Here is a 21,669-nt window from a genome sequence, read left to right as displayed (position 1 = left end):
GCGGCCCGTCACCGGAAGGAAGATCGTGGCTGGTCATCGTCACTCTGCTCAGTACCCGTTCTCGCCCTGTTCACATCAGTTAGGGAACTTCATTCCCTCGTGTCCCACCTGAGCCTGACACAGAGGGCCTCGGCCACACCAGCCCGATCAACTACGAACAACAGACCGATAAGGTGGCTCAAGCCGCATAACAACCGGTGTCCACACTTCGGGGGGAACCCCCGTCTGGGTGGAGGCCAGGTCAGGTGCTGTTGTCGACGACGCGTGAATACTGGCTCTGGCACACATTCCGTGATCTGGGCATCAGTCGGTCAGCAGGATGCGTTTGCGGAGAAGGTCGAAGCCTGCGCGGCCGAACATCTGCCTCTTGATCGTTTTGATGCGGTTCACGTGTCCTTCGACGGGGCCGGAGCTGTAGGGCAGGGTGAGGCCGGCGGTGACGGCGTCCTGGTCGCGGCGCAGGCCGGTGACGAAGGAGTGCAGTTCGGGCAGGTCGTCGCCGAGCACACCGGTCATCCAGGCTTCGAGGTGCCGACCGCCGCGGTTCATCATGATCTCGGCGAAGTGGCTGACATGCGTGCGCAGGGCATTCAGTTGAGGGGATGCGGCGCAGAGCGCGTCGAGCCGGTGTTGGTCGCCCGGGTCGAGGTGAGCGGGGTGGCGCAGGAACCAGCCGGTGGCCTGCCGAACCGTCGTTGCACGGTGCCGGACGGGAGCGGCAGGCGGTGTGGTGGATGGGGCGGCGGGCGGTGCGGTCCGCCATGGCTGGAGGTATTGGCGGACGGTGGTCGCGGCGCCGCGGTACCCCTGGCTGCGTAGTTCCTGGTAGAGCTGTGCGGCATTGGTGCACCCCTGGCCCCAGCGGCGCCGCAGATAGGCGTCGTAGGCGGCCAATTCCTTGGTGCGCCGACCGGTCCCGGTGTGGACCAGGAGGTCGTCGGGATCTGCGGCGCGGGCGAACCGGCGGACGGTGTTACGACTCAATCCCAGCTCGCGGGCGATCTGCTGGCGGCTGCGGCCTTGGTCGATCAGGGCATGGACGGCGGCGTGCCGCTGGCGGGTGCGGGCCGCGACCCGGTCCCGCCTGGCCTGCGGTACCGGGATCGATGCCGATGCCGACGGCGGCGGCGACGGCGCTGACGGCGGCGCTGACGGCGGCGGGGCGCAGGCCACCGGGTCATCGTCGGCCTGGGCCGCTGGACCAGGGACGAGAGCATGCAGCTGCCGGCGGTGTCGGGTGACGGTTCGTTCGACGGCGTCACCGAGGTTGCGCCACAGATGCCACCGGTCAGCGACCTGGATCGCCTCGGGTGCGCCGCGGGAGATGCCGTCGGCGTAGGCGCCGGCGCGGTCTCGGCAGACGATCTCGACACCGGGATGGGCGCGCAGCCAGTCGGCCAGGGTGTCGGCGGTGCGGTCGGGCAGGACGTCCACGGGCTTGCCGGTGGTGATGTCGATCAGGATCGTTCCGTAGATTCGGCCGCGGCGCAGGGCGAAGTCGTCCACGCCTAATATGCGCGGTCCGGCCTGGTCAGCGAGGTGCTCTGAAGGTTCGGGCAGGCGGCGGATCAGTCGTAGCAGCGTCATCCGGCTCACCGCGGTCACCAGTCGTCCGGCCAGGCGGGCGCCCGGGCGTCCGGCCAACGCCAGCGCGATCGCTCGCAGGGCCTCAGCGGCCGCCACCGACCGGCGGCCGTAGCGCACGGTCAGCCCGGGGACCTGCTCGGCGAAGGTCTTCTTGCCGCAGCCGTCGTTGCGGCACAGGAACCGGTGAACCTGCAGGTCGATCAGCAGCTCACTGCCACCGACCGCGGTATCGGACAGACGTCGCTCATACCGGCTGTGCCGGTGCCGTGACCACGTCCCGCAACCCGGGCACGCCGCCTCGGCCGTCGCGGTCCTGGCTTTGAGCCGCACCGCCGCACCGGAACGAACCACCTGGTCAACGCACACGCCGGCCAGGTGAGGAAACAGGACGGCAAGCAGCTCCTTGATCGACACACCGGCCGATACTCATGATCGCTTCCCGCCCTACGGGCAAGAACGCCCAAACCGTGACCTACCCCAACAGCCCGATCACGGAATGTGTGCCAGAGCCAGAATTCGGCCGTCGTTGACAGCTGTGACGGCCGGGATCCGTTTGAGTTCCCATTGACAGCGGAGGGTTCTGCAGGCAGCCAGCTGCCGTACAGCGGGAATACCGCAACAGAGGCTTACGACTGCTGACGTCGGCTACCACCCGTAGACAGGTCTACCTGCGGTGATGGGGTTGGCCGCAGGATGGCCGGTCTCTTGTAAACAGGTTGTCCGCATCTCAGCTCTACGATCGCCACAGTTTCTCTGAGGTGTGCTGTGTGGTTGGGGGATCGCAGCCGCACGGCTTCCGGTGCTCGGGCCGTGGCCGGCCCTGCGCTGCGGGTCGGCTTGCCCTCGGATGATCGAGTGCTGTCGCCGTTCCGATCTGGGCAAGGGAGCGCAGGTCAGGGGCTACCGCGGCGGGCCATTAGCGGGCCATTAACTGGGGTGACCGAGGGGCAATCACGGTCACCTGCGGTCCGGCGCTACGCCAGGTCAGGGGTACCAGCAGGCAGGTTCGGGACTATTCCCAAGCTGACAGCGCCCGTTCGGCTGCTCGATGTTCGTGTGCCGAATATGTGCTGAGACTTGGCAACGTGAGAGAGAATTCGCAGGTCAGAGCGGTTTGGCGGCGGGACTGTAAATCCGTCGGGTCGCTACGGGCTGAGGTCAAGGGGCTGACGCGCCGCTTCTGGTGCTCGGGCCGTGGCCGGCCCTGCGCTCCGGGTCGGCTTGTCCTCCGACTACGGGCTGGCGGCCAGCGCGAGCTACAGGCAAGACGCGGACGGGGCCGCACCCTACGCGGGGCGCGGTCGACCTGCTGACAGGTAGGCCAGTCTCGGCGATCATGGATGAGTGGTCCGCCGGGAGCAGTATGAGAGGTTAGAGCGGCATCTTCGCTCAGACGGCCAGGAGCGAGTCGACATGACGTTCGCAGAGGTCTCCACGGTGATCGGCGCACCGTTGCCGCGTAGCGCATTTGTCCATCAAGCTTGGTGGGCAACCGACCCGAAGCACGCACAAGCCGTCTGGCTAGATGCCGGCTATCAGGCCCGCTCCAACCTGACCGCGCAGCGCGTGACGTTCATCCAGACCGTCTGAGACAGGTCACCGGCCGGGTAGGCAAGAAGTACAGCACGGAAGTACCGCAACAGAGGCTCACGACTGCTGGCACCGGCGACTAGGCGCACATGGGTTTACCTGCGGCGTGAGTGGCGATCTTGGGGCGGCCGGTCTCTTGTAAACAGAAGGCTATGGGTTGCCGGCCCCGCGCACGCGGGGATGGTTCGGTCTCCGACGCGTTGGCCGAGGCACTCGCACGCCCCGCTCGACAACCCGGACGCCGTCACCACCCTGCCGGGCTCGTTGCGGGAGGCCAGGGCTGGCGACCGGGTGGCCGCCATGGCCGACCGGTTGCCTCAGCCCAAACCGGCCCAGCCGCGCACCTAGGACGGCCGTCCATCTGGTCCTGGTGGAGGATCTCAGCGAACATCTCCCGCAGGTGCACCACCGTCAACTCACCCAGCAGCAGTCCACCCGGACGCGTAACCGGCCACCGTCGACGCCGCACCTGGATGGTTCGCCAACCACCGCCCCAGCCACTGCGCCACCGTCAACGCACTGCCCGTCGGCGCACGCAACCGACGCAGCTCCTCCTCAGCCGCCTTCCGGGTGGGGAACCCGCCCCGCCGGACCCGCCGACGGATCCCGTCCGGACCGCTGCCCAGTTCCAGCCGCAGATACCAGCTCCCGTGGCTCCGCTCCCCCGCCAGCCGGGGGCATCTGCCACCCACCGCCCGACCCGAAACCCGATCTTCACACCCACACCGGCGGTACACGCCACCAGCACCACTAACACGTCCCATCCGACCATCGTGAGCTCCACCCGAACACCCCGGGCGAGACAACACCACCCTCAACCAAGCCAGACGTCACCAACGCCACCCGCCACGTCCACTCCTGCAGACAGCCTTAAACCTCGTCACAGAGACCGGGACGGCTCACTTGGCGGTCACAGTTAGGGATGCCGAGGCGCCGGGCTGAGTTGTACCGAGTACGGGCTGAGCCGGATGTGGCCAACAATGCAGGTGTGACCGCTCAGCGACTTGATGAAGTCCGAAAAAGCGCTCACGGTGAGGAGGTGCCGCTCTTTTCTGGAGGTGGGCGTGGCACCGTCCCCCAAACCCGAGACCAAGGCCGCACAAGCGATCGTGGCAGAATTCGGCCGGACGGTGTCCCAGAAACGGGGGCTGGGCGGAGCCGACGAGGACCAGCTGCGAGGCCCCCTCGAGATACTCCTGCGGAAGCTCGGCACATTCATCGGCGTGGAGGCCGTTCCCTATGGCGAGGTGAGGCTCGGCTCACTCCGTGCGCGGCCGGACTACGCCGTCAACATCGGGCAAGTACGGGTCGGCTATGTCGAGTTGAAGAAGCCTGGCAAGGGTGTGCCAGGGGCGGCGGAGTGGCGTCCAGGGAGAGGTGACCAGGAACAGTGGAGTAAGCTCTGCTCGCTCCCGAACGTGATCTATACCGACGGCGTGACGTGGGCGCAGTACTCGTACGGCGAGCGGATTTCGCCAATCATCAGGCTCGCCAACACGATTTCCGACCTGCGCCGCCCCTCGGCGCCTGACGTCGCCGCCCTGGTGGGCGTCCTTCGACGGTTCCTGCTCTGGGAGCCGGAGTCCCCTCGAACGTTGACCTCGCTGGTGGGAATTCTCGGAGGCTTGTGCGGCCTCTTGAAGGACGAGGTTTACGCTGCGATCACCGGCCCGCCGAAGAAGCGGTCGCAGATGCAACTGGCATTGCTCGCCGACGACTGGCGGGACCTGCTCTTCCCTGGTCTCGACAACGAGCGGTTCGCTGACGCTTTCGCGCAGACAATCACGTTCGCGCTGCTTCTAGCCCGTGTCGACGGCATCGACCTCCTAGGCGAAAGCTACTACGAGATCGCCCAGAAACTCGGGAAGCGGCACCTGCTGATGGGGCAGGCGTTCGCCGTGCTCACCAGCGGCGTGGACGACGAACTGGACACGATCGAGACCCTCCGCCGCGTCATCGACGTCGCCGACCTCAATGATCTGGACGTCAACCCGGCGGACGCCTACGCCTACCTCTACGAACGCTTCCTCGCGACCTACGACCCCGCGCTGCGCAAGGACACCGGCTCCTACTACACCCCCATCGATGTCGCCCGCCATATAGTCAGATTTGTCGACGAGGTACTGCAAGAACATCTCGGCAAGGAGTGGGGCTTCGCCGACGACGACGTCGTGATCGTGGATCCCGCCATGGGAACTGGGACCTTCCTGGTCGAGGTCATCAGCGCCGTGGCCGACCGCGTCGGCGACCAGCTCGGTCCTGGGATGCGCGAGGATTTCGTCCATGATCTGGTCTCGAAGAGGCTCATCGGGTTCGAGATCCAGGTCGCCCCGTATGCCGTCGCCGAACTTCGCATTCATGGCTCCTTCAAGACCCGTTTCCAGGTGGAGACGCCCCCCAAGGCGCGACGCTTTCTCACCGACGCGCTGGCCAACCCGAGCCAAGTGCAGCGGAAGCTTGGCGCCCCGTATCGGGTGATGGAGGAAGCACGCGACGAGGCGAACGACATCAAGCTCAAGGTTCCGGTGATGGTGGTCATCGGCAATCCGCCACACGTGGAGAACGCGAAGGGCCGCGCCCCATGGATCGAACAACCACGCCAGGGCACACCAAGGCCCCCGTCCGTCGCCGCGCGCCCCTCCATCGACGAGTTCCGAGCCGAGGGTCTTGGCCGCTACGAGTCCGACCTGCACGGCATGCCCTGGTACTTCCTACGCTGGGCGACCTGGAAGGTGTTCGAGGCCGAACAACGCATGCCGGCGGGCGTAGTCGCCTTCATCGTCCCGTCCAGCGTGACCAGAAGCCGAGCCTTCAGCGGTCTGCGTGAATATCTGCGACGCAAGTGCAAAGTGGGCTGGGTCATCGAACTCACCCCGGAGGGCAACCGCCCGCCAATGCCCACGCGCATCTTCGGACCCGATGTAGGTCGGAAACTCAGCATCCTCGTCTTCGCTAACGCTGCCGCCGATTCCGATGACAGAGAAGCAGCCGACGTCCGGTATATCGCGTTGACCGGAACGAGCGAGGAGAAGCGCTCGGCGTTGAAGGAACTGAGGACGACAGGTCCATACTGGCAGCTCTGCAGCAGCGAATGGCAGGCCGCCTTCCTCCCTGCCGGCGACCCGATATGGACGTCCTCCCCCTCACTCAGCGATCTCATGCCTTGGCGCTCCAGGGGAATCACCCCGGGCCGGACCTGGGTCTACGCCCCAACGGCCGACCTGCTACAAGACCGGTGGCGTGCGCTTCTCTCCGCGCCCGTCAGAGAGCGCCGCGAACTCTTTCGAGAAAGTCGGGACCGAACTTTGCACAGCAAAGTCAAGCCGCTGCCCGGCTTCCCGCCAGCCCTTCGACCGCTGACCGAAGAGTTCGGTCCCTGTCCCGAGCCTATCCACGTGGCCTACCGCTCATTCGACCGACAGTGGCTCATCCCTGATAACCGGCTCCTGGTCATGGCCCGCCCCCCGCTCTGGCAGGTCCGATCCGAGCACCAAATCTATGTCTCTGAACAGGACGCCCACGAGATAGAGGACGGCCCGGCATTGACGTTCACCGGACTCATACCAGACCTCGACCACTTCTGCGGCTGGGGTGGCGGCGGGGTGCGCCCCCTCTGGCGCGACCCCACAGGCAACGTTCCCAACATGACCGACAAGTTACTCAACCACCTCAGCGGTGTACTGGGGCTCTCCATCACCGCGCCCGATGTGCTGGCCTACATCGCGGCTGTGACCGCACATCCCGGATACACCCACCGGTTCAAGCAAGAGCTGCAGCAGCCAGGCGTCCGAGTTCCGATCACCGCGGACTCGACTTTGTGGAACAACGCGTTGACCATCGGCCACGAGGTCCTCTGGCTCCACACATACGGCAGCCGCGTCACTGACCCCGCCATGAGCCTCAAACGCTCAGAGCGCGCTGTCGTCGAGCGCTTCGGCATCAAATGTCTGGCTCCCGTGAGATCACTCCCCGAGCAGCTCCCCGAACGCCTCCACTATGAACCCCACACCCAAACGCTTCACGTCGGCAGCGGAGCTTTCGCACCCGTGCGGCAGGAAGTCGTCGACTACACCGTCTCCGGCCGGCGCGTCATCTGGCGCTGGTTGAACGACCGGACCACCCGGCCCCGGAACAAGCGGAGATCGTCAGAGCTCGACGACATCACGCCGACCGCCTGGAGCCGTAACTTCACGTTAGAATTCCTGGCCCTTCTCTCCGTCTTGACAGGGTGTGTGCTTCTGCATCCGGAACAGGCACGACTCCTGGACGAGATCTGCGCAGGTCCGCTGATCAGCACCAGCGACCTCAACGACGCTGGAGTCCTTCCCGTCCCCCTCGCCGCCACAAAGCCGCCGTCTCAGCACCATCTAACTTCTCTTCCCTTTAAGGAAGCTGACCTTTGACCTAGCCTCCCCGCCAGGTCTTTTCCCGCTCCCGCTGCCGTTGCCGTTGGCCATGTCGGCTCGTTGTCGGCTCGGCGGTTCCGAACCGGACCGGCACGCGGCGGCATTGTCCGACATGAAAATCGGGCTCGACGCGGACGAGCTGATACAGAATGGCCCCCAGAACACCATCCTGATACGACAATTTCGGACTTTTAATCCGTAGGTTGTGGGTTCGAGTCCCACGCGACCCACCACCCTGACCAAGGAAAACGCGAGATTGCCCGGCTTGTCCACCGCCCGGCATGCCCCACTTCCACCCGTCGGGGTCGTCCAGTGCCTGAGTTCGACAATGTCGACCAGGCGGTCAGCGCCCGCCGCGGCGGGCGACCCCGATGGGTGGCGCGGTCCGGTCCGCTACCTCGAACACGCAGGTGGGCGACTGCGCCATGCGGGGGGACGATCGGGCGGTGTTGTCGAGTTCCAAGCCTGGTTCACTTGTATGTCGGCGCCGCTGGAGTCGGTGCAGCGGACCGCAGCCTCGCCGCGAGCCGCTCTCCCATCAGTGCGATGGTTTCGGCCAACAGTTCCATGTCATCGGCCATCGAGCGGCCCTCCTCAGCCTGAACCGCGAGGAACGTGCCGTCGATCCCGGCCATGCCGATGTACTCGAGTCTGTCGGCGACCGCCCGGGCGATCTCCGGGCCCTCGTCGTGGAAGGACTTCCGGATCATGTGATTCATGTGGCGCCTGCCCTCGCGGCGCACCTTGTCGATCGTCTCCTTCACCTCGGCCTCGGCGTCGGCCTCGTCGTTGTCCTCGCTGAGGATCAGGAACATGTGCAGGCGGAGGAACTCCTCCCGCTCGGTCAGCACCCCGGCCGCCCGGCCGAGAAACCAGCTCAGCCGTTCCTGGGGGGTGCCCCCGGCGGGCGGGTCGGCGTGCGCGGCGCTCATGGCCCTGAAGAAGTCGTTCATGCCGCGCTCCATCACCGCCGCGAGCAGTCCGCCCTTGGTGTGGAAGTGGTGGAAGATCACACTCTTCGCCAGCCCGATCTCGCTGCTGACGACGGAGAGCGGTGTGGCTGCGTAGCCCCGCTTCCCCATGATGCGTGAGGCCGCTTCAAGGATGTCCTCGCGTGAGCGTTTCCCCCGCCGGTTGCTGACCCGCTGCCTGTCCACCCCTGAAGCATACGGCGGCGAAACACGTCGCACGGCAGGGCGGACAAGCCACATACGGGCCCGCTTGCCAAGGGGATTCTGCAAACCAGAAACCCCGATCTGGCGGTTGACCGGAACCTGCTGCGGCCGTGACACTCCTCACCAAGAAATCGACCGCTCGGTCGAACTCTTGGAGGAGCATCGCATGCCTGAAGACTTCGACGCCGACGTCGCGATCATCGGTTACGGTCCGACCGGTCTGGTCGGCGCACTGTCGTTCGCCACCAAGGGAGCGTCCGTGATCGCCTTCGAGCGGGACCACGACATCTACGCCCGCGCCCGAGCCGTCACGATCAACGACTGGACGATGCGGATCTTCCAGGACCTGGGCATCGACGAGCAGATCGAGAAGGTCATCGAGCCGCAGGACCAGCTGCGCTGGAAGACCTACGACGGCCAGGAGATCCTCCGTGCCAAGCAACCGCCCTCAGCGCTCGGAACGCGCAACACCAAGCCGCGCTTCTTCAGCATCTACCAGCCGACGATGGAGGCCGAGCTGCGCCGCTGCGCGGAAGAGGCCGGCGGCATTGAGGTCCGCTACGGCGCCGAGGTGATCGGCGTCGAACAGGACGACACTGGCGTCACGGTCACCGCTCGTGATGGCGCGACCGGTGTGGAGACCACCACCCGGGCCCGTTACGCGCTCGCTGCGGACGGCGGCTCCAGCCTGACCCGGAAACTGCTGGGCATTCCGATGCTGGGCGACACCGATCCGCAGCTGTGGATCGTGATCGACTGCCGCGTCAAGCGCTGGTGGCCGGACCGCGACCTCCTCACCTTCTGGAGCGACAAGGAGCGGCCGGTCGTCGACATCGCGCTGTCCGCGGGCAACCACCGCTGGGAGATCCCGCTGAGGCCGGGCGAGACCGAGGCCGACTTCCAGACCCCGGAGCAGGTCTGGCCGCTGCTCGACGCGATGGGGATGACGCCCGACGACGTGGAGATCCACCAGCACGCCTTCTACCGACACCATGTCCGCGCGGCCGAGACCTGGCGCCTGGACCGGGTCTTCCTGGCCGGCGACGCCGCCCACCTGATGCCGCCGTGGGCCGGTGCAGGGATGCAGTCCGGCATGCGCGACGCCCACAACCTCGCCTGGAAGCTCACCCGGGTCCTGCGCGGGGAGATGGACGTGGCGATTCTCGACACCTACGAGGCCGAACGCCGCCCCAACGTCGAGTTCTTCACGCAGATCGCCGTCCAGTTCGGCCGCGTGATCAAGCAGCAGGTCTCACCCGAGGAACTCGAGGCGATGAACGCGGTGCCGGAGAACACCGTGACGCCCTACGAAGAACCGATGATGGCGCCGCCCGTCCTCGACGCCGGGGGCTGGCTGCGCGGCGAGGTGGAGGACGCCTCCATCGTCGGACGGATGATCCCGCAGCCGGTGGTCGGCGACACGGTGGGCCTGATGAGGCGGCTCGACGAGCTCCTCGGTGACGGCTTCGTCCTCCTGGGCGCCGACACCGACCCCCGGACGCTGCTCAGCGCCGGGGAGAAGGCGGAGTGGGACGCGCTGGGCGCCCGCTACCTCACCATCCGGCCGAAGACCGCCTACACCCAGGGGCCCGACGAGCTGGTCGATCTCGAAGGGGTGCTTCTCGGCTGGTTCGCCCGCTACGGCGTCCAGGCGATCGCCCTGCGACCGGACAAGTTCGTCGCCGCGTCCGACAAGGCCGGGCTCGCGGTTCCGGCGCTCTGACCCCCACACCCGAGAGAAGGAACAGATGTCTGGAGTCAAGGAGCTCGCCTACGTCGTGTACGAGGTCAGCGACCTCGCCGGCTGGGAGCACTTCGCCGCGGACCTGCTGGGGATGCAGGTCGGCCACAAGGACGCCGGCTCGATCAGCTTCCGCACCGACGAGAAGGCGTATCGCTGGCTCTGCACCGAGGGGCCGGCCGACGACCTGGCCGCCACCGGCTACGCGGTGGAGAGCGGCGGCTCGCTCGACCGGATCGTGGAGAAGCTGCGCGGCGCCGGCGTCGAGGTCACCGAGGGCGGCTCCGCCCTCGCCACCGCCCGGCAGGTCGACCGCATCGTGATCACCGCCGACCCCCTCGGCAACCGGCTCGAGCTGGTCACCGGCTTCGCCGACGCCGAGACTCCCTTCCAATCGGACGCCCTGCTCGGCAAGTTCGTCACCGGTTCCGGCGGCGCGGGCCACGAGGTGCTGGTGTCCAAGGGCGTCGGCCGCGAGGAGTACCTCGCCTTCTACATGGACATCCTCGGCTTCAGGATCAGCGACTTCATCGTCGAAGAGGTCGCTCCCGGGATCGTCGCCGACGTCGTCTTCCTGCACTGCAACCCGCGCCACCACTCCGTGGCCTTCGGCAACATGCCGCACCCGAAGAAGATGCACCACTTCATGGTCGAGGTCAGCGACATCCGCGACGTGGGCATGGCCTACGACCGGTGCATGGACGCCAAGCAGCCGTTCGAGATGACGCTCGGGATGCACCCGAACGACCGCATGTTCAGCTTCTACGTCCGTACCCCCTCCGGTTTCTCCGTCGAGTACGGCTGGGGCGGGCTGCTCATCGACGACGAGACCTGGCAGGTCGAGACCCTCGGCAAGCTCAGCAGCTGGGGCCACCGTCCGCCGGAGATGGTTCACGGCCTGCTCGGCCAAGCCCCCTTCACCAACATGCCCCCGGAAGGTGCCCGCTGATGGCTCTCACCGAAGCGGACGTCGCCAGGGACGTCCGGACCAAGAGCTGGAACATCCACTACAACCAGGCCGGCCCGGCCGACGGTCACCCCGTCCTCCTGCTGCATGGCGGCGGTCCCGGCGCCACCGGCTGGAGCAACTACAACCCGAACATCGAGCCCATCGCCGCGGCCGGCTTCCGGGTGATCGCCCCCGACCTCCCGGGCTGGGGCCAGTCCGACGAGGCCGACTTCGCGACCTACGACCACGTCGAGGTGATCTGCGAGCTCCTCGACGCGCTCGGCATCGACAAGGCCGCCTTCGTCGGCAACTCGATGGGCGGCCATGCGTCGCTGCGGATGGCGATCGAGCGGCCCGAGCGCGTGTCGCACCTGATCACCATGGGCGCCCCGATCCAGATGAAGCCCATCCTTTTCGGTGCCGGCGGCGGCCCGACCGAGGGGCTCAAGGTCATGGCCAGGACCTACGCCGACCCCAGCCCCGAGCAGATGATGCGGCTGGTCGAGATCATGGTCTACGACAAGGAGCGGTTCGCCACCCCCGAGCTGTCCGAGCAGCGCTCGGCCGCCGTGGCCAAGCGCCCGGAGCATCTCGCGAACGTCGCCAAGCACGCGCCCAAGGCGCCGATCACGATCTGGGCCGACCCCGGGCGGCTCCCGGAGATCTCGGCGCCGGCGCTGCTGATCCACGGCCGCGACGACCGGGTCGTCTCCTTCGAGACCGCGCTCCTGCTGGCGGCAAGCATCCCCGACTCGCGGGCACACATCATCAACCGCTGCGGCCACTGGGCCCAGCTCGAGCACGCCGACGAGTTCAACCGGCTCGTGGCTGACTTCGTCCGCAATCACTGAAGGGGCCCAGAGGCGGGCCCCGAGTCCCCCGGGGCCGCCTGTGAAGGAAGGTCTCCCGGCCACCGCCGTGCGCCTTTCCGCAGAGCCCGAACCGGAGGCTTCCCATGGTCCGTGTGCAGACCCTCAACAACATCGCCCTAGCGGTGCCCGACCTTGACCGGACGGAGGACTTCTACGTCGATCGCTGGGGCTTGGCCCTCGTCAACGGCGACGGCGACTCCCGGCGTCGGTACTTCCGCACGCTGACGTCCCCGCACCACGGCCTCTCCCTGGAACAGGCGCCCGCCGGGGCGGAACGGGGCGAGCTCGTGCATATCTCCTTCGACGTCGCGACCCGTGCCGACCTCGACGGGGCCGTCGAGGCGGCCGTGGCCGCGGGCGGCCGGGTCGAGCGTGAGCCCGGGGAGGCCGTCGGACCCGGCCACCAGGCCGGTGCGGCCGTCCGCGACCCGGACGGCAATGTGGTGCAGTTGCTGTACGGGGCGGAGTTCACCGAGGAGAGCCACCGGGCGCGGATCGTCGCGCCCCGCAAGCTCGGCCACGTGGTCCTCAACTCCCCCCAGCGAGCAGTACTGGAGCGCTTCTACGCGGCGCTCGGGCTGAAGGTGAGTGACCGGACCGCGCGCGGCATGTCGTTCATGCGCTGCAACCGCGATCACCACAGCCTCGCCGTCTGCGACTCCGAGCGCACCGGCGTTCAGCACATCGCCTTCGACGTCGTCGAGATGGACAGCGTCATGACGGCACTCGGCGCGCTCACCCGTGAGGGAACGGCCTGCGTGTGGGGTCCCGGGCGTCACGGGCCCGGCCGCAACATCTTCACCTACTACGCCGACCCGGCAGGCGTGTTCATCGAGTACTACGCCGAGCTCGAGCAGGTCGAGGAGGAGATGGAAGGCCCGCTTGAGGCGAGGTTCTGGGGCGAGGAGTGGAAGGGCGACACCTGGGGGTACGCCGGCCCGCCGCCACCGAACTTCACGAAGTGACCTGGTCGCTCTGTGAGCGACCGAAAGAACAGGTGCGAAACACGCCTCAGGGCGTGTGAGAAGGAGTGTCGATGTTGACGAAGCAGCAGACGGCCCGTCCGGCCGCCGGGCAGGGAGCCCGACCGTGATCACCGCGGCGGAGATCACCGGAATGTACGGCATCATCCCGACCCCGGCGCTGCCCGGCGCCGAGCGGCTCGACGCCCGGAACACCGTCGATGTCGACGAAACGGCCCGGGTCGTCGACCAGCTCGTGCGCGACGGAGCCTCCGGGATCATCGCCGTGGGCACGACGGGCGAGTGCCCGGCCCTGAGCGAGGAGGACTTCGACGTCGTCGTCGACACGGTCGTCGAGGCGGTCGCCGGCCGGGTGCCCACGTTCGTGGGCGCGACCGGTGCGGGCGGCCATGGCACGGCCCGTCGGCTGCGGAAGGTGGCGGGCTCCGGCGCCACGGGCGCCCTCCTCGGCCTCCCCATCTGGCAGCCGCTGACCACCGAGATGGCGGTGGACTACTTCGCCCAGGCGAGCGAGGCGTTCCCCGATCTCGCGCTCATGGTCTACGCCAACGCCCGTGCCTTCCGCTACACCTTCCCCGTCGAGTTCTGGCAGGGGGTGTCCGCCGAGGCGCCCACCGTCACCTCGGCGAAGGTGTCCCGGGCGCCGCACCTGGACCGCATGCTGGAGGCCACGGGGGAGAAGGTGAACTTCGTCCCGAGCGACATGGTCGTGCACGACTTCGCCGCACGTGCGCCCAAAACCACCACCGCCTGTTGGGCCACCGCCGCGGCGATGGGACCCGAGCCCTCGATCGCCCTGATGGACGCGCTGGCGCGTGGCGACGCGGAGGCCGCCGGCAAGGCGGCGGCCGACATCGCGTGGGCCAACGAGCCGCTGGCGCACCTCTTCGCCGACCAGGAGGTCTTCGCCTCCTACAACACTCAGATCGAGAAGGCCCGCATCGCCGCCGCCGGCTACTGCCGGCCCGGCCCGGCCCGGTCCCCGTACCACCACCTGCCGGAGGAGTACGCCGCCGCGTCCGCCCAGTGCGCAGAGCGCTGGCGTGAGCTGCGCGCGCGGCTCACCGGGGTCGGGACGAACACCCAGAAGTGACGAGGAAGCCCATGTCAACCCCTGCCACGACGCCCTACTCGGACGAGTACGCGCCGCACCGGGCGACGCTCGCGGCGATCCGCTCCCGCGATTGGGGTCTGCTCATCGACAACGAGCTGCTCCCGGCCGCGAGCGGAGCGACTTTCACCACGTTCGACCCGGCCACCGAGCTCCCTCTGGCGGAGGTCGCCGACGGCGGTGAGGCAGACGTCGAAGCCGCCGTACGGTCGGGCCGGCGCGGCTTTGAGAGCTGGCGCCGCTACTCGCCCCAGGGGCGGGCCTCGGCACTCCGCGAGCTTGCCGCGCACATCAGGGCCAATGCCGACGAACTCGGCCTGCTCGACGCCCTCGACGGCGGCAGCTCGGTCACCGCGATGCGCAAGGACGCGCTGTGGGCGGCCGACCATCTCGAGATGTTCGCCGACTGGGCGTTGATGATCAAGGGCGAGACCTACCCGGGCGCCGGGACCGGTCTCCACTACTCGCGGCCCGAGCCCTACGGGGTCGTCGGCCGGATCATCCCGTTCAACCACCCGATCTTCTTCGGGGCGGGAAAGCTGGGCGCGCCGCTGATGGCGGGCAACGCCGTCATCCTCAAGCCGCCGCCGCAGGCACCGCTGTCGGCGATTCGGCTCGGCGAGCTGATCGCGGAGGTGCTGCCTCCCGGCGTGGTCAACATCGTCAACGGCGCCGGCCCGGCCCCGGGCGTGGCGATCGCCGCCCACCCGGAGATCGAGCGGATCGCGTTCATCGGCAGCGAGCGCACCGGGCGGGACATCCAGCGGGTCGCCGCGGGGGTGGGCGTCAAGCACGTGAGCCTGGAGCTCGGCGGCAAGAACGCCATGGTGGTGCTGGAGGACGCCGACATCGAGGCGGCCGCCCAGGGCGCCGTGTTCGGCATGAACTTCACCGCCACCCAGGGCGAGTCCTGCGGATCGAATTCGCGGCTCCTGGTGCACCGGTCGATCGCCGACCAGATAGTGGCGCGCGTCGTCGAGCTCGTCGAGCAGATCAAGGTCGGCGTGCCGGTCTCCGAGTCCACCCAGATGGGCGCACTCGTCTCCCGCGAGCACTTCGAGCGGGTCAGCCGCTACATCGGCATCGGCCGTGAGGAGGGAGCCGTCGTCGCCATCGGTGGTGGCCGCCCCGCTCACCTGCCCGAAGGCCTGTTCATCGCGCCCACCGTGTTCTCCGGCGTCACGCCCGCCATGACGATCGCGCAAGAGGAGATCTTCGGTCCAGTGCTCTCGGTGCTCACCTTCGACACCGACGACGAGGCGGTCGAGATGGCCAACGGCGTCCGCTACGGCCTGACCGCCAGCGTGTGGACCCAGGACGTCGACCGGGCGCACCGGTTCGCCGAGGATCTGCGGGCCGGATACGTGTGGATCAACGACTCCTCGCGTCACTTCCCCGGACTGCCCTTCGGCGGTGTCAAGGCCTCGGGCCTCGGCAAGGAGGAGAGCCTCGAGGAGATCTTCTCCTTCACACAGTCCAAGACCGTCAGCATCCCGCGCAGAGGTCGACAATGCTCCACCACGTGATCTCCCTGCGTTTCCACGAGGGCACCACAGACGAGCAGATTCAGCGGATGGCCGACGGCCTCCTGGCCCTGCGGAACCAGATCGGCACCATCCGGTCGATGCGGATGGGCAGGGACCTGCGGATCCGGGCGGACAACTTCGAGTTCTCCTCGCTGACCGAGTTCGACGACGAGGCCGGCTATCTCGAGTTCCGTGACCACCCTGCCCACCAGCAGGTGGTGCGCGAGCTCATCCAGCCCATCATGGCCGAACGCGCCGGCGTGGTGTTCCTCAGCTCATGACCGCACAGCTCATGACCGCACGCAACGAACCACCCGGAGTACCGACCTCATGACCACGCTCACAGCGGCACAAGCAACGGACCTGGTCGCCGCGAACCGCATCCTTGTCCGCCAGGGCGTCCTCGACGCCTTCGGGCACGTCAGTGTGCGGACCGCCCCGCACGCCGACACCTTCTGGCTGTCACGGAACCTGGCTCCGGGGTCGGTGACCGCGTCCGACCTGCTCGAGCACGATCTGGACGGGCGCACCGACGACCCGCGCCGCCCCTACCTGGAACGCTTCATCCACGCCGAGATCTACCGCCGCCGTCCGGACGTCATGGCGGTCGTGCACAGCCACTCGCCCTCGGTCGTGCCGTTCAGCGTCATCGACACCGGATTGCGGCCGGTCCTCCACATGGCCGGGTTCCTCGGGGGACGGACGACACCGGTCTTCGAGATCAGCGACGTCGCCGGAGACGCCAGCGACCTGCTCATCACCTCGCCGTCGCTCGGTGCCGCACTCGCCAGGACGCTCGGGGACGCGGCCGTCGCGCTGATGCGCGGCCATGGCTCGGTCGCCGTCGGCGGTTCGCTGCAGGAGGTCGTCTACCGGGCGGTCTACACCGAGGCCAACGCGCATGCCCAGGCCACGGCGCTCGCTCTCGGGAACCCGCGGTACCTCTCGGCCGGCGAAGCGGCGGCGGCGAACGCGACCATCAGCGGCCAGGCCGTCCGAGCGTGGGACGTCTGGTGCGAGCAGGCGCGCCCTGGCATCCCGGCAGAGGACCAGGCGCCCGGCACCGGGCAGGAGTGAGCCCGGCATGCAGTTCCATCACTTCGGATACGTCTCGGGCGATCCCCGCGTTCAGCCTGCCGCCGGTGTCGGGCTGAACCGTCCCGACGGCCTCCCCGACGAGGTCGACGTTCTCATCGTGGGCACCGGACCGGCCGGAATGATCACTGCGGCCCAGCTCTCGCAGTTCCCCCGGATCAGCACGCGTATCATCGAGCGCCGTGCGGGGCGCCTGCAGACCGGTCATGCCGACGGGCTCCAGGCGCGGAGTGTCGAGACCTTCCAAGCGTTCGGCTTCGCGGACCGGCTGGCCGCCGAGGCGCACCACGTCACCGAGTTCGCCTTCTGGCAGCCGGACCCGGACGATCCCACGCACATCGCCAGGGTCGGCCGGTCGCCCGACGACCCCAAAGGTCTGAGCGAGTTCCCGCACATCCTCGTCAACCAGGCGCGCGTACTCGACTACTTCGCCGAGTTCATGGCGAACTCGCCGACCAGGATGCGCCCGGACTTCGGCGTGGAGTACGTGAGCCACCAGGTCCTCCCCGGAATCGAGCACCCGGTGCTCGCCACCCTGGCCTACTCCGTGGGAGAGACCGCCGGCAAGGAATTCCAGGTCCGTGCGAAGTACCTCGTCGGGGCCGACGGCGCGCACAGCAGGGTGCGCCAGATGATCGGCTGCCAGTTCGAGGGCCACAGCGCGAACCATGCGTGGGGCGTTCTCGACATCCTGGCTGACACCGACTTCCCCGACATCCGCCTGCTGTCGACCATCCAGTCGAGCAGCGGCGGCAACATGATGGTCATTCCCCGCGAAGGCGGGTTCCTGTTCCGCCTATACGTCGACCTGGGTGAGGTCCCCGCCGACGACGCGGGAAAGGTGCGCGGTACGCCGGTGGAGGCCGTCATAGCGAAGGCCGCCGCGATCCTGCATCCGTACTCGCTGGACGTGAAGAAGGTGGCCTGGTTCAGCGTCTACGAGGTCGGACACCGGCTCGCCGATCAGTTCGACGACGTGCCGCCGACGGAGACCGGCGATCGTCTGCCGCACGTGTTCATCCTGGGCGACGCCTGCCACACGCACAGCGCCAAGGGCGGCCAGGGAATGAACGTCTCCCTGCAGGACGGATTCAACCTCGGCTGGAAGCTGGGCCACGTCCTGGACGGACGGGCGCCGGAGGCGCTGCTCACCACGTACGGCGCGGAACGCAAGGTCATCGCGAAGAACCTGATCGACTTCGACAAGGCGTGGTCGTCGATGATGGCCAAGAAGGCCGACGAGTTCGCCGACGCCGCGGAGTTGCCGGAGTACTTCAAGTCCACGGAGGAGTTCCGCACCGGATTCCGGACGGAATACGCCCCATCGATGATCGTCGGCCGCCCGATGCACCGTGACCTGGCCAAGGGCTTCCCGATCGGGCAGCGCTTCGCCTCCGCGAGGGTACGACGCGTGGCCGACACCAATCCCGTACATCTGGGGCATCAAGCGACGGCCGACGGGCGCTGGAGGATCTACGTGTTCGCGGACGAGGCGGCACCCGGCGGTGACGGCTCCGCAGTCGCCGAACTCGCGGAATGGCTCACCACGTCCTCCGACTCGCCGCTCACCGGGCTTCCGGAAGGCGTCAGGCCCCACGACTGGTTCGACCTTGAGGTCGTCTACCAGCAAGACCACCACGCGATCGAACTCTCCCAGGTGCCCGAGGTCTTCAAGCCGAGGGTCGGTCCGTTCGCCCTGGCCGACCTCGAGCGGGTCCACGCCACGATGCCGGAGGACGACATCTTCGAAGCGCGCACGATCGACCGTGGTGGTGCCGTTGTCCTCGTGCGACCAGATCAGTATGTCGCGCATGTCATGCCTCTGGCGGCGACCGGCGAACTGGCCGACTTCTTCACACGGCTGCGCAGGTGAGCCCCCGGTGCAGCCCGAGCAGGGCGCTCTGGACGGGATCGGTCAACTGCCCCAGTGCGTCGATACGCCCGCGCAGGAAGTCTTCCGCTGCGGTCAGGAGGCTCGTGCCCCACTGTTCTTGGCTGGCCTCGCTGGTGTCGATGACCTCTTGCCCCTCGTCACCTGTGAGAGCACCCTCGTCGGCCATTGTTTCCTCCGGCGCAGAGCAAGTCCTCCACGCCGCCTTCCCACGTCGCTCGGTTCAGTTCGACCCAGCCGAAAGCCGACAGCCTCACAGCCACCTGGTCTAGAACCTCGTCGGTGTACTCGTCCATTTCGCTGGTGCCGTACAGTCGTTGGAAGGCTTCCTCGGCCCAGCCTTCGCTCGCGTCGGCCACAGCTGCCGTGTCCCCGGCGGCGATGACCGGCTCCAGCAGCGGTGCAACGTCCAGGGAACCGGCGTCGGGGCAGCCGCCACCGTGGCACCAGTACTCGCCCGGGCACGACAGGTGCACACGGTGAACGGTGTCGACGGTGTCCGTGCCGTCGGACGCCCGAGTCACGCACAGCAGGTAACTGTGCAGCGGGCTGGGGACACCGACCAAGCCCTCGACCGCATGCAGCGCCCCGCAACTCGCTCGCCACGCCCGGATCCGCCGCGGCGGACAGCGGCGGATCCGCCCCCTCGGCCACCACCGCGTGCCTTCCGGAACCAGGGCCTCGTTAGAGTAAGCGTCCCCAAGCGGACGGTCGTGGCAGGTCCGCGCTCATGAGTGAGGCCCAGCACCGCGTGCAGGGCCGCCCCCCACTCCCCGATCCCACCAGGCATCATGGCCAACTCCGGCCGCTCCCAGTCCTCGGCGGGCAACAGGACCGGCACCTCACCGAGTTCAGACAGAGCCGTGATCGTCAGAGGACGCGCGGGGTGCGTCCGGCCAGAAGACTCTTCGGTCTTGGGCATCGGTATGCGGTTGCCGTCCATGTCCAGGCGCGGAATCCAGGGAGGCCGGCGGTCTTGCCTTCGCCGGATCTGGTGGGCCTGGCTCACCAATTCGTCCTTTGACGGGTACGAGCGAAGGAAGCCTTCAGCCACCGGTCGCACCAAAGCGTCCAGATCAGCTTTGCGAAGCTCCTCCGGACGCTCAGGGACGTCGATGAACACCTCTGGGGGTACCAACTGCGCGAACCGCGCCTCTAAAGCAACGACGAACTTCGCGGTGAAGTCCCCTTTGGTCGACTCGAACGCTGCCTGGACCGGCGCCCAGTCACCGTCCCTGACCAGGGTCTCCATCATCGCCAGCAACAAATCATTCTGACCGTACGGGCGGAACATGACCACCCCCTAACCACCGACACAGACACGACAGGGCAGTTCAGCCCGAGAAGGCAACGGCACCACCTACAGTTCGGCACCATGGCCGACAACAAAGCCCCGGCAGTTCAAGAGTCCTGCTAGAGCCCGCAGTGTCCATGCGCCGGCAACGGTGATCTGGTGTGGGTTTTCTGGGCGACTCCCCTCACGGACACGAACTCCCATGGTTGTCAGGCGTGTTCGGTGGCCGTCCATGTTCGCTCGTTGTCTGCTCGGCGGTTCCGAAACGGACTGGCACCGAGTGGAAGGTGGCGGCACGGGGATGGTGCTGGACGTGGACGAAGCGGCACAGTCTGAGACTGAGAGCACTGTTCTGATACGAGAGCAGCCGACTTTTAATCCGTAGGTTGTGGGTTCGAGTCCCACGCGACCCACCACCCCTGACCAGGGCAAACACGGCTCTGACAGCCCACCGGTGATCACGCCTGGGGCCGGGATGAGGCCGCTCTGGGGCCCGCGGTACACGCAGGCCAAGCCCAACACTCCCGCGTCCTCCCCCATTCTGATGGGGGCAAGGCCGCACAGGCCGAGCCCGGGTGCGGGGCCACGCCGCTTCGGGGCGCGGGGCGGTCGACCGGCGCCGCACCAGGCCCGCCCTGGTATGACTCGCCGCCGGCCGTTGACGCCGGGCCGGAGCACGGCCCCGGCGCCGGGTGGTCCCAGGCACCACATCGGGACCAGGTTCTGCTCCTCCAGGGGCAGGACGGTGTAGGCGTTCTCGACGACCTTGCCCAGCGCCGGGTCGCACGGCTCCCATCCGGTGTACGGCCCGGCCTGTGCGGCCCCGGCGGCCACCAGGTCCTGCGAACCGGCGGCCTCCTTGCGGGGGTCGCCGGTCAGCGCCGCCAGGATCGACCGCGCCGACGGGCGCGTGCCGGTGGCGGCGAAGACCATGATCGCGCCCCAGGCGAACACGTCCGCCTCGGCGCCGGCCCGCTGCCCTGCGTACACCTCTGGGGGCATGTACCGGAGCGTCCCGACCAGCCCGCCGCCCTGGGAGGCCGAGCCGGTGTCCAGCACTCGCGCGATCCCGAAATCGATCAGCCGGGGACCGTCCGGGCCCAGCATCACGTTGCCGGGCTTGAGGGTCGCGGTGCACCACCTTGGCCTGGTGGATGGCCGTCAGCGCGGTGGCGATCCCGACTCCGAGGCGGTGCAGATCGTCCGCGGCGAACAGGCGCGGTGCCCGCTCGCCGGTGCCGGTGACGGCGGCCTGCAGGCTCTGCCCGTCGATGTACTCGCTGACGATGTAAGGCTGCGGCGGTTCCAGGCGTACCTGGATGATCCGGGCGGTGCAGAACGAGGCGACCCGCTGCGCCGCACGTGCCGCATCCCCGAGCGGGCGGTGTACGACTACCTGCGCGACGCCTACGAGCGCAACCAAACCACGTGACAAGGTTGATACTGGCA

General features: G+C 67.9%; 17 protein-coding genes. 12 read left to right on the top strand and 5 right to left on the bottom strand.

Annotation, left to right across the window (positions count from 1 at the left end):
* Positions 1 to 303 precede the first annotated feature (303 nt).
* Positions 304 to 1,917 carry an ISL3 family transposase gene (locus tag E1284_RS08100; protein ID WP_131938381.1) on the bottom strand — a complete coding sequence of 538 codons (1,614 nt, stop codon included), beginning with the start codon at positions 1,915 to 1,917 and terminating at the stop codon, positions 304 to 306.
* A gap of 1,014 nt (positions 1,918 to 2,931) precedes the next feature.
* Here E1284_RS08100 and E1284_RS41290 point away from each other — a divergent pair.
* Positions 2,932 to 3,177, top strand: coding sequence for a DUF7662 domain-containing protein (locus E1284_RS41290; protein ID WP_424923475.1), 246 nt, complete (start codon positions 2,932 to 2,934; stop codon positions 3,175 to 3,177).
* Between the two features lie 1,007 nt (positions 3,178 to 4,184).
* Entirely contained in the window at positions 4,185 to 7,580 is a 3,396-nt protein-coding gene (locus tag E1284_RS08095; RefSeq protein ID WP_243714334.1) for a type ISP restriction/modification enzyme, read from the top strand.
* A gap of 473 nt (positions 7,581 to 8,053) precedes the next feature.
* On the opposite strand, the gene E1284_RS08090 is transcribed toward E1284_RS08095, so the two are convergent.
* Complete coding sequence (locus tag E1284_RS08090; RefSeq protein WP_207923629.1) at positions 8,054 to 8,740, bottom strand: TetR/AcrR family transcriptional regulator; 687 nt, start codon at positions 8,738 to 8,740, stop codon at positions 8,054 to 8,056.
* 184 nt (positions 8,741 to 8,924) lie between these two features.
* On the opposite strand from E1284_RS08090, the gene E1284_RS08085 reads away from it, so the two are divergent.
* The 9 genes from E1284_RS08085 (at position 8,925) to E1284_RS08045 (ending at position 18,908) form a co-directional block, all read left to right on the top strand.
* The gene (locus tag E1284_RS08085) at positions 8,925 to 10,481 is read left to right on the top strand and encodes a bifunctional 3-(3-hydroxy-phenyl)propionate/3-hydroxycinnamic acid hydroxylase (RefSeq protein ID WP_131938372.1); all 1,557 of its coding nucleotides are present in this window, start codon (positions 8,925 to 8,927) and stop codon (positions 10,479 to 10,481) included.
* Positions 10,482 to 10,506: 25 nt separating this feature from the next.
* Positions 10,507 to 11,448, top strand: coding sequence for a VOC family protein (locus E1284_RS08080; RefSeq protein WP_131938371.1), 942 nt, complete (start codon positions 10,507 to 10,509; stop codon positions 11,446 to 11,448).
* Positions 11,448 to 12,299, top strand: coding sequence for an alpha/beta fold hydrolase (locus tag E1284_RS08075; protein WP_131938370.1), 852 nt, complete (start codon positions 11,448 to 11,450; stop codon positions 12,297 to 12,299). The genes E1284_RS08080 and E1284_RS08075 overlap by 1 nt, the downstream gene beginning before the upstream one ends.
* 104 nt (positions 12,300 to 12,403) lie before the next feature.
* On the top strand, positions 12,404 to 13,285 hold the full coding sequence (locus E1284_RS08070) for a VOC family protein (protein ID WP_131938369.1): 882 nt from the start codon (positions 12,404 to 12,406) through the stop codon (positions 13,283 to 13,285).
* A 124-nt stretch (positions 13,286 to 13,409) separates the two neighbouring features.
* Complete coding sequence (locus E1284_RS08065) at positions 13,410 to 14,396, top strand: dihydrodipicolinate synthase family protein (RefSeq protein WP_131938368.1); 987 nt, start codon at positions 13,410 to 13,412, stop codon at positions 14,394 to 14,396.
* A gap of 11 nt (positions 14,397 to 14,407) precedes the next feature.
* Positions 14,408 to 15,940: an aldehyde dehydrogenase family protein gene (locus tag E1284_RS08060; RefSeq protein WP_131938367.1), complete on the top strand. Its 1,533-nt coding sequence runs from the start codon at positions 14,408 to 14,410 to the stop codon at positions 15,938 to 15,940.
* Positions 15,937 to 16,221 (top strand): Dabb family protein, encoded by a 285-nt coding sequence (locus E1284_RS08055; RefSeq protein ID WP_165965171.1) that lies wholly within the window; start codon positions 15,937 to 15,939, stop codon positions 16,219 to 16,221. The genes E1284_RS08060 and E1284_RS08055 overlap by 4 nt, the downstream gene beginning before the upstream one ends.
* A gap of 49 nt (positions 16,222 to 16,270) precedes the next feature.
* A complete protein-coding gene (locus E1284_RS08050) occupies positions 16,271 to 17,017 on the top strand; it encodes a class II aldolase/adducin family protein (protein WP_131938365.1) in 747 nt (248 codons plus the stop codon).
* A gap of 7 nt (positions 17,018 to 17,024) precedes the next feature.
* A complete protein-coding gene (locus tag E1284_RS08045; protein WP_131938364.1) occupies positions 17,025 to 18,908 on the top strand; it encodes an FAD-dependent monooxygenase in 1,884 nt (627 codons plus the stop codon).
* Here E1284_RS08045 and E1284_RS08040 read toward each other — a convergent pair.
* The 3 genes from E1284_RS08040 to E1284_RS43975 all read right to left on the bottom strand — a co-directional run bounded on the left by E1284_RS08040 (position 18,889) and on the right by E1284_RS43975 (position 21,327).
* Entirely contained in the window at positions 18,889 to 19,095 is a 207-nt protein-coding gene (locus E1284_RS08040; RefSeq protein WP_131938363.1) for a hypothetical protein, read from the bottom strand. The genes E1284_RS08045 and E1284_RS08040 overlap by 20 nt on opposite strands.
* Positions 19,067 to 19,450, bottom strand: coding sequence for a hypothetical protein (locus E1284_RS08035; protein WP_131938362.1), 384 nt, complete (start codon positions 19,448 to 19,450; stop codon positions 19,067 to 19,069). Before E1284_RS08035 ends, E1284_RS08040 begins: the two co-directional genes overlap by 29 nt.
* A gap of 836 nt (positions 19,451 to 20,286) precedes the next feature.
* Positions 20,287 to 21,327 carry a protein kinase domain-containing protein gene (locus E1284_RS43975; protein ID WP_424923476.1) on the bottom strand — a complete coding sequence of 347 codons (1,041 nt, stop codon included), beginning with the start codon at positions 21,325 to 21,327 and terminating at the stop codon, positions 20,287 to 20,289.
* Here E1284_RS43975 and E1284_RS08025 point away from each other — a divergent pair.
* Positions 21,269 to 21,652, top strand: a complete 384-nt coding sequence (locus tag E1284_RS08025) for a hypothetical protein (RefSeq protein ID WP_165965170.1) — start codon at positions 21,269 to 21,271, stop codon at positions 21,650 to 21,652. The genes E1284_RS43975 and E1284_RS08025 overlap by 59 nt on opposite strands.
* Positions 21,653 to 21,669 lie beyond the last annotated feature (17 nt).

It is taken from the genome of Actinomadura bangladeshensis, from assembly GCF_004348335.1.
Classification (GTDB): domain Bacteria; phylum Actinomycetota; class Actinomycetes; order Streptosporangiales; family Streptosporangiaceae; genus Spirillospora; species Spirillospora bangladeshensis.
The sequence above is the reverse complement of the archived record's forward strand: the minus strand, read 5'-3'. Positions and strand labels throughout refer to the sequence as shown.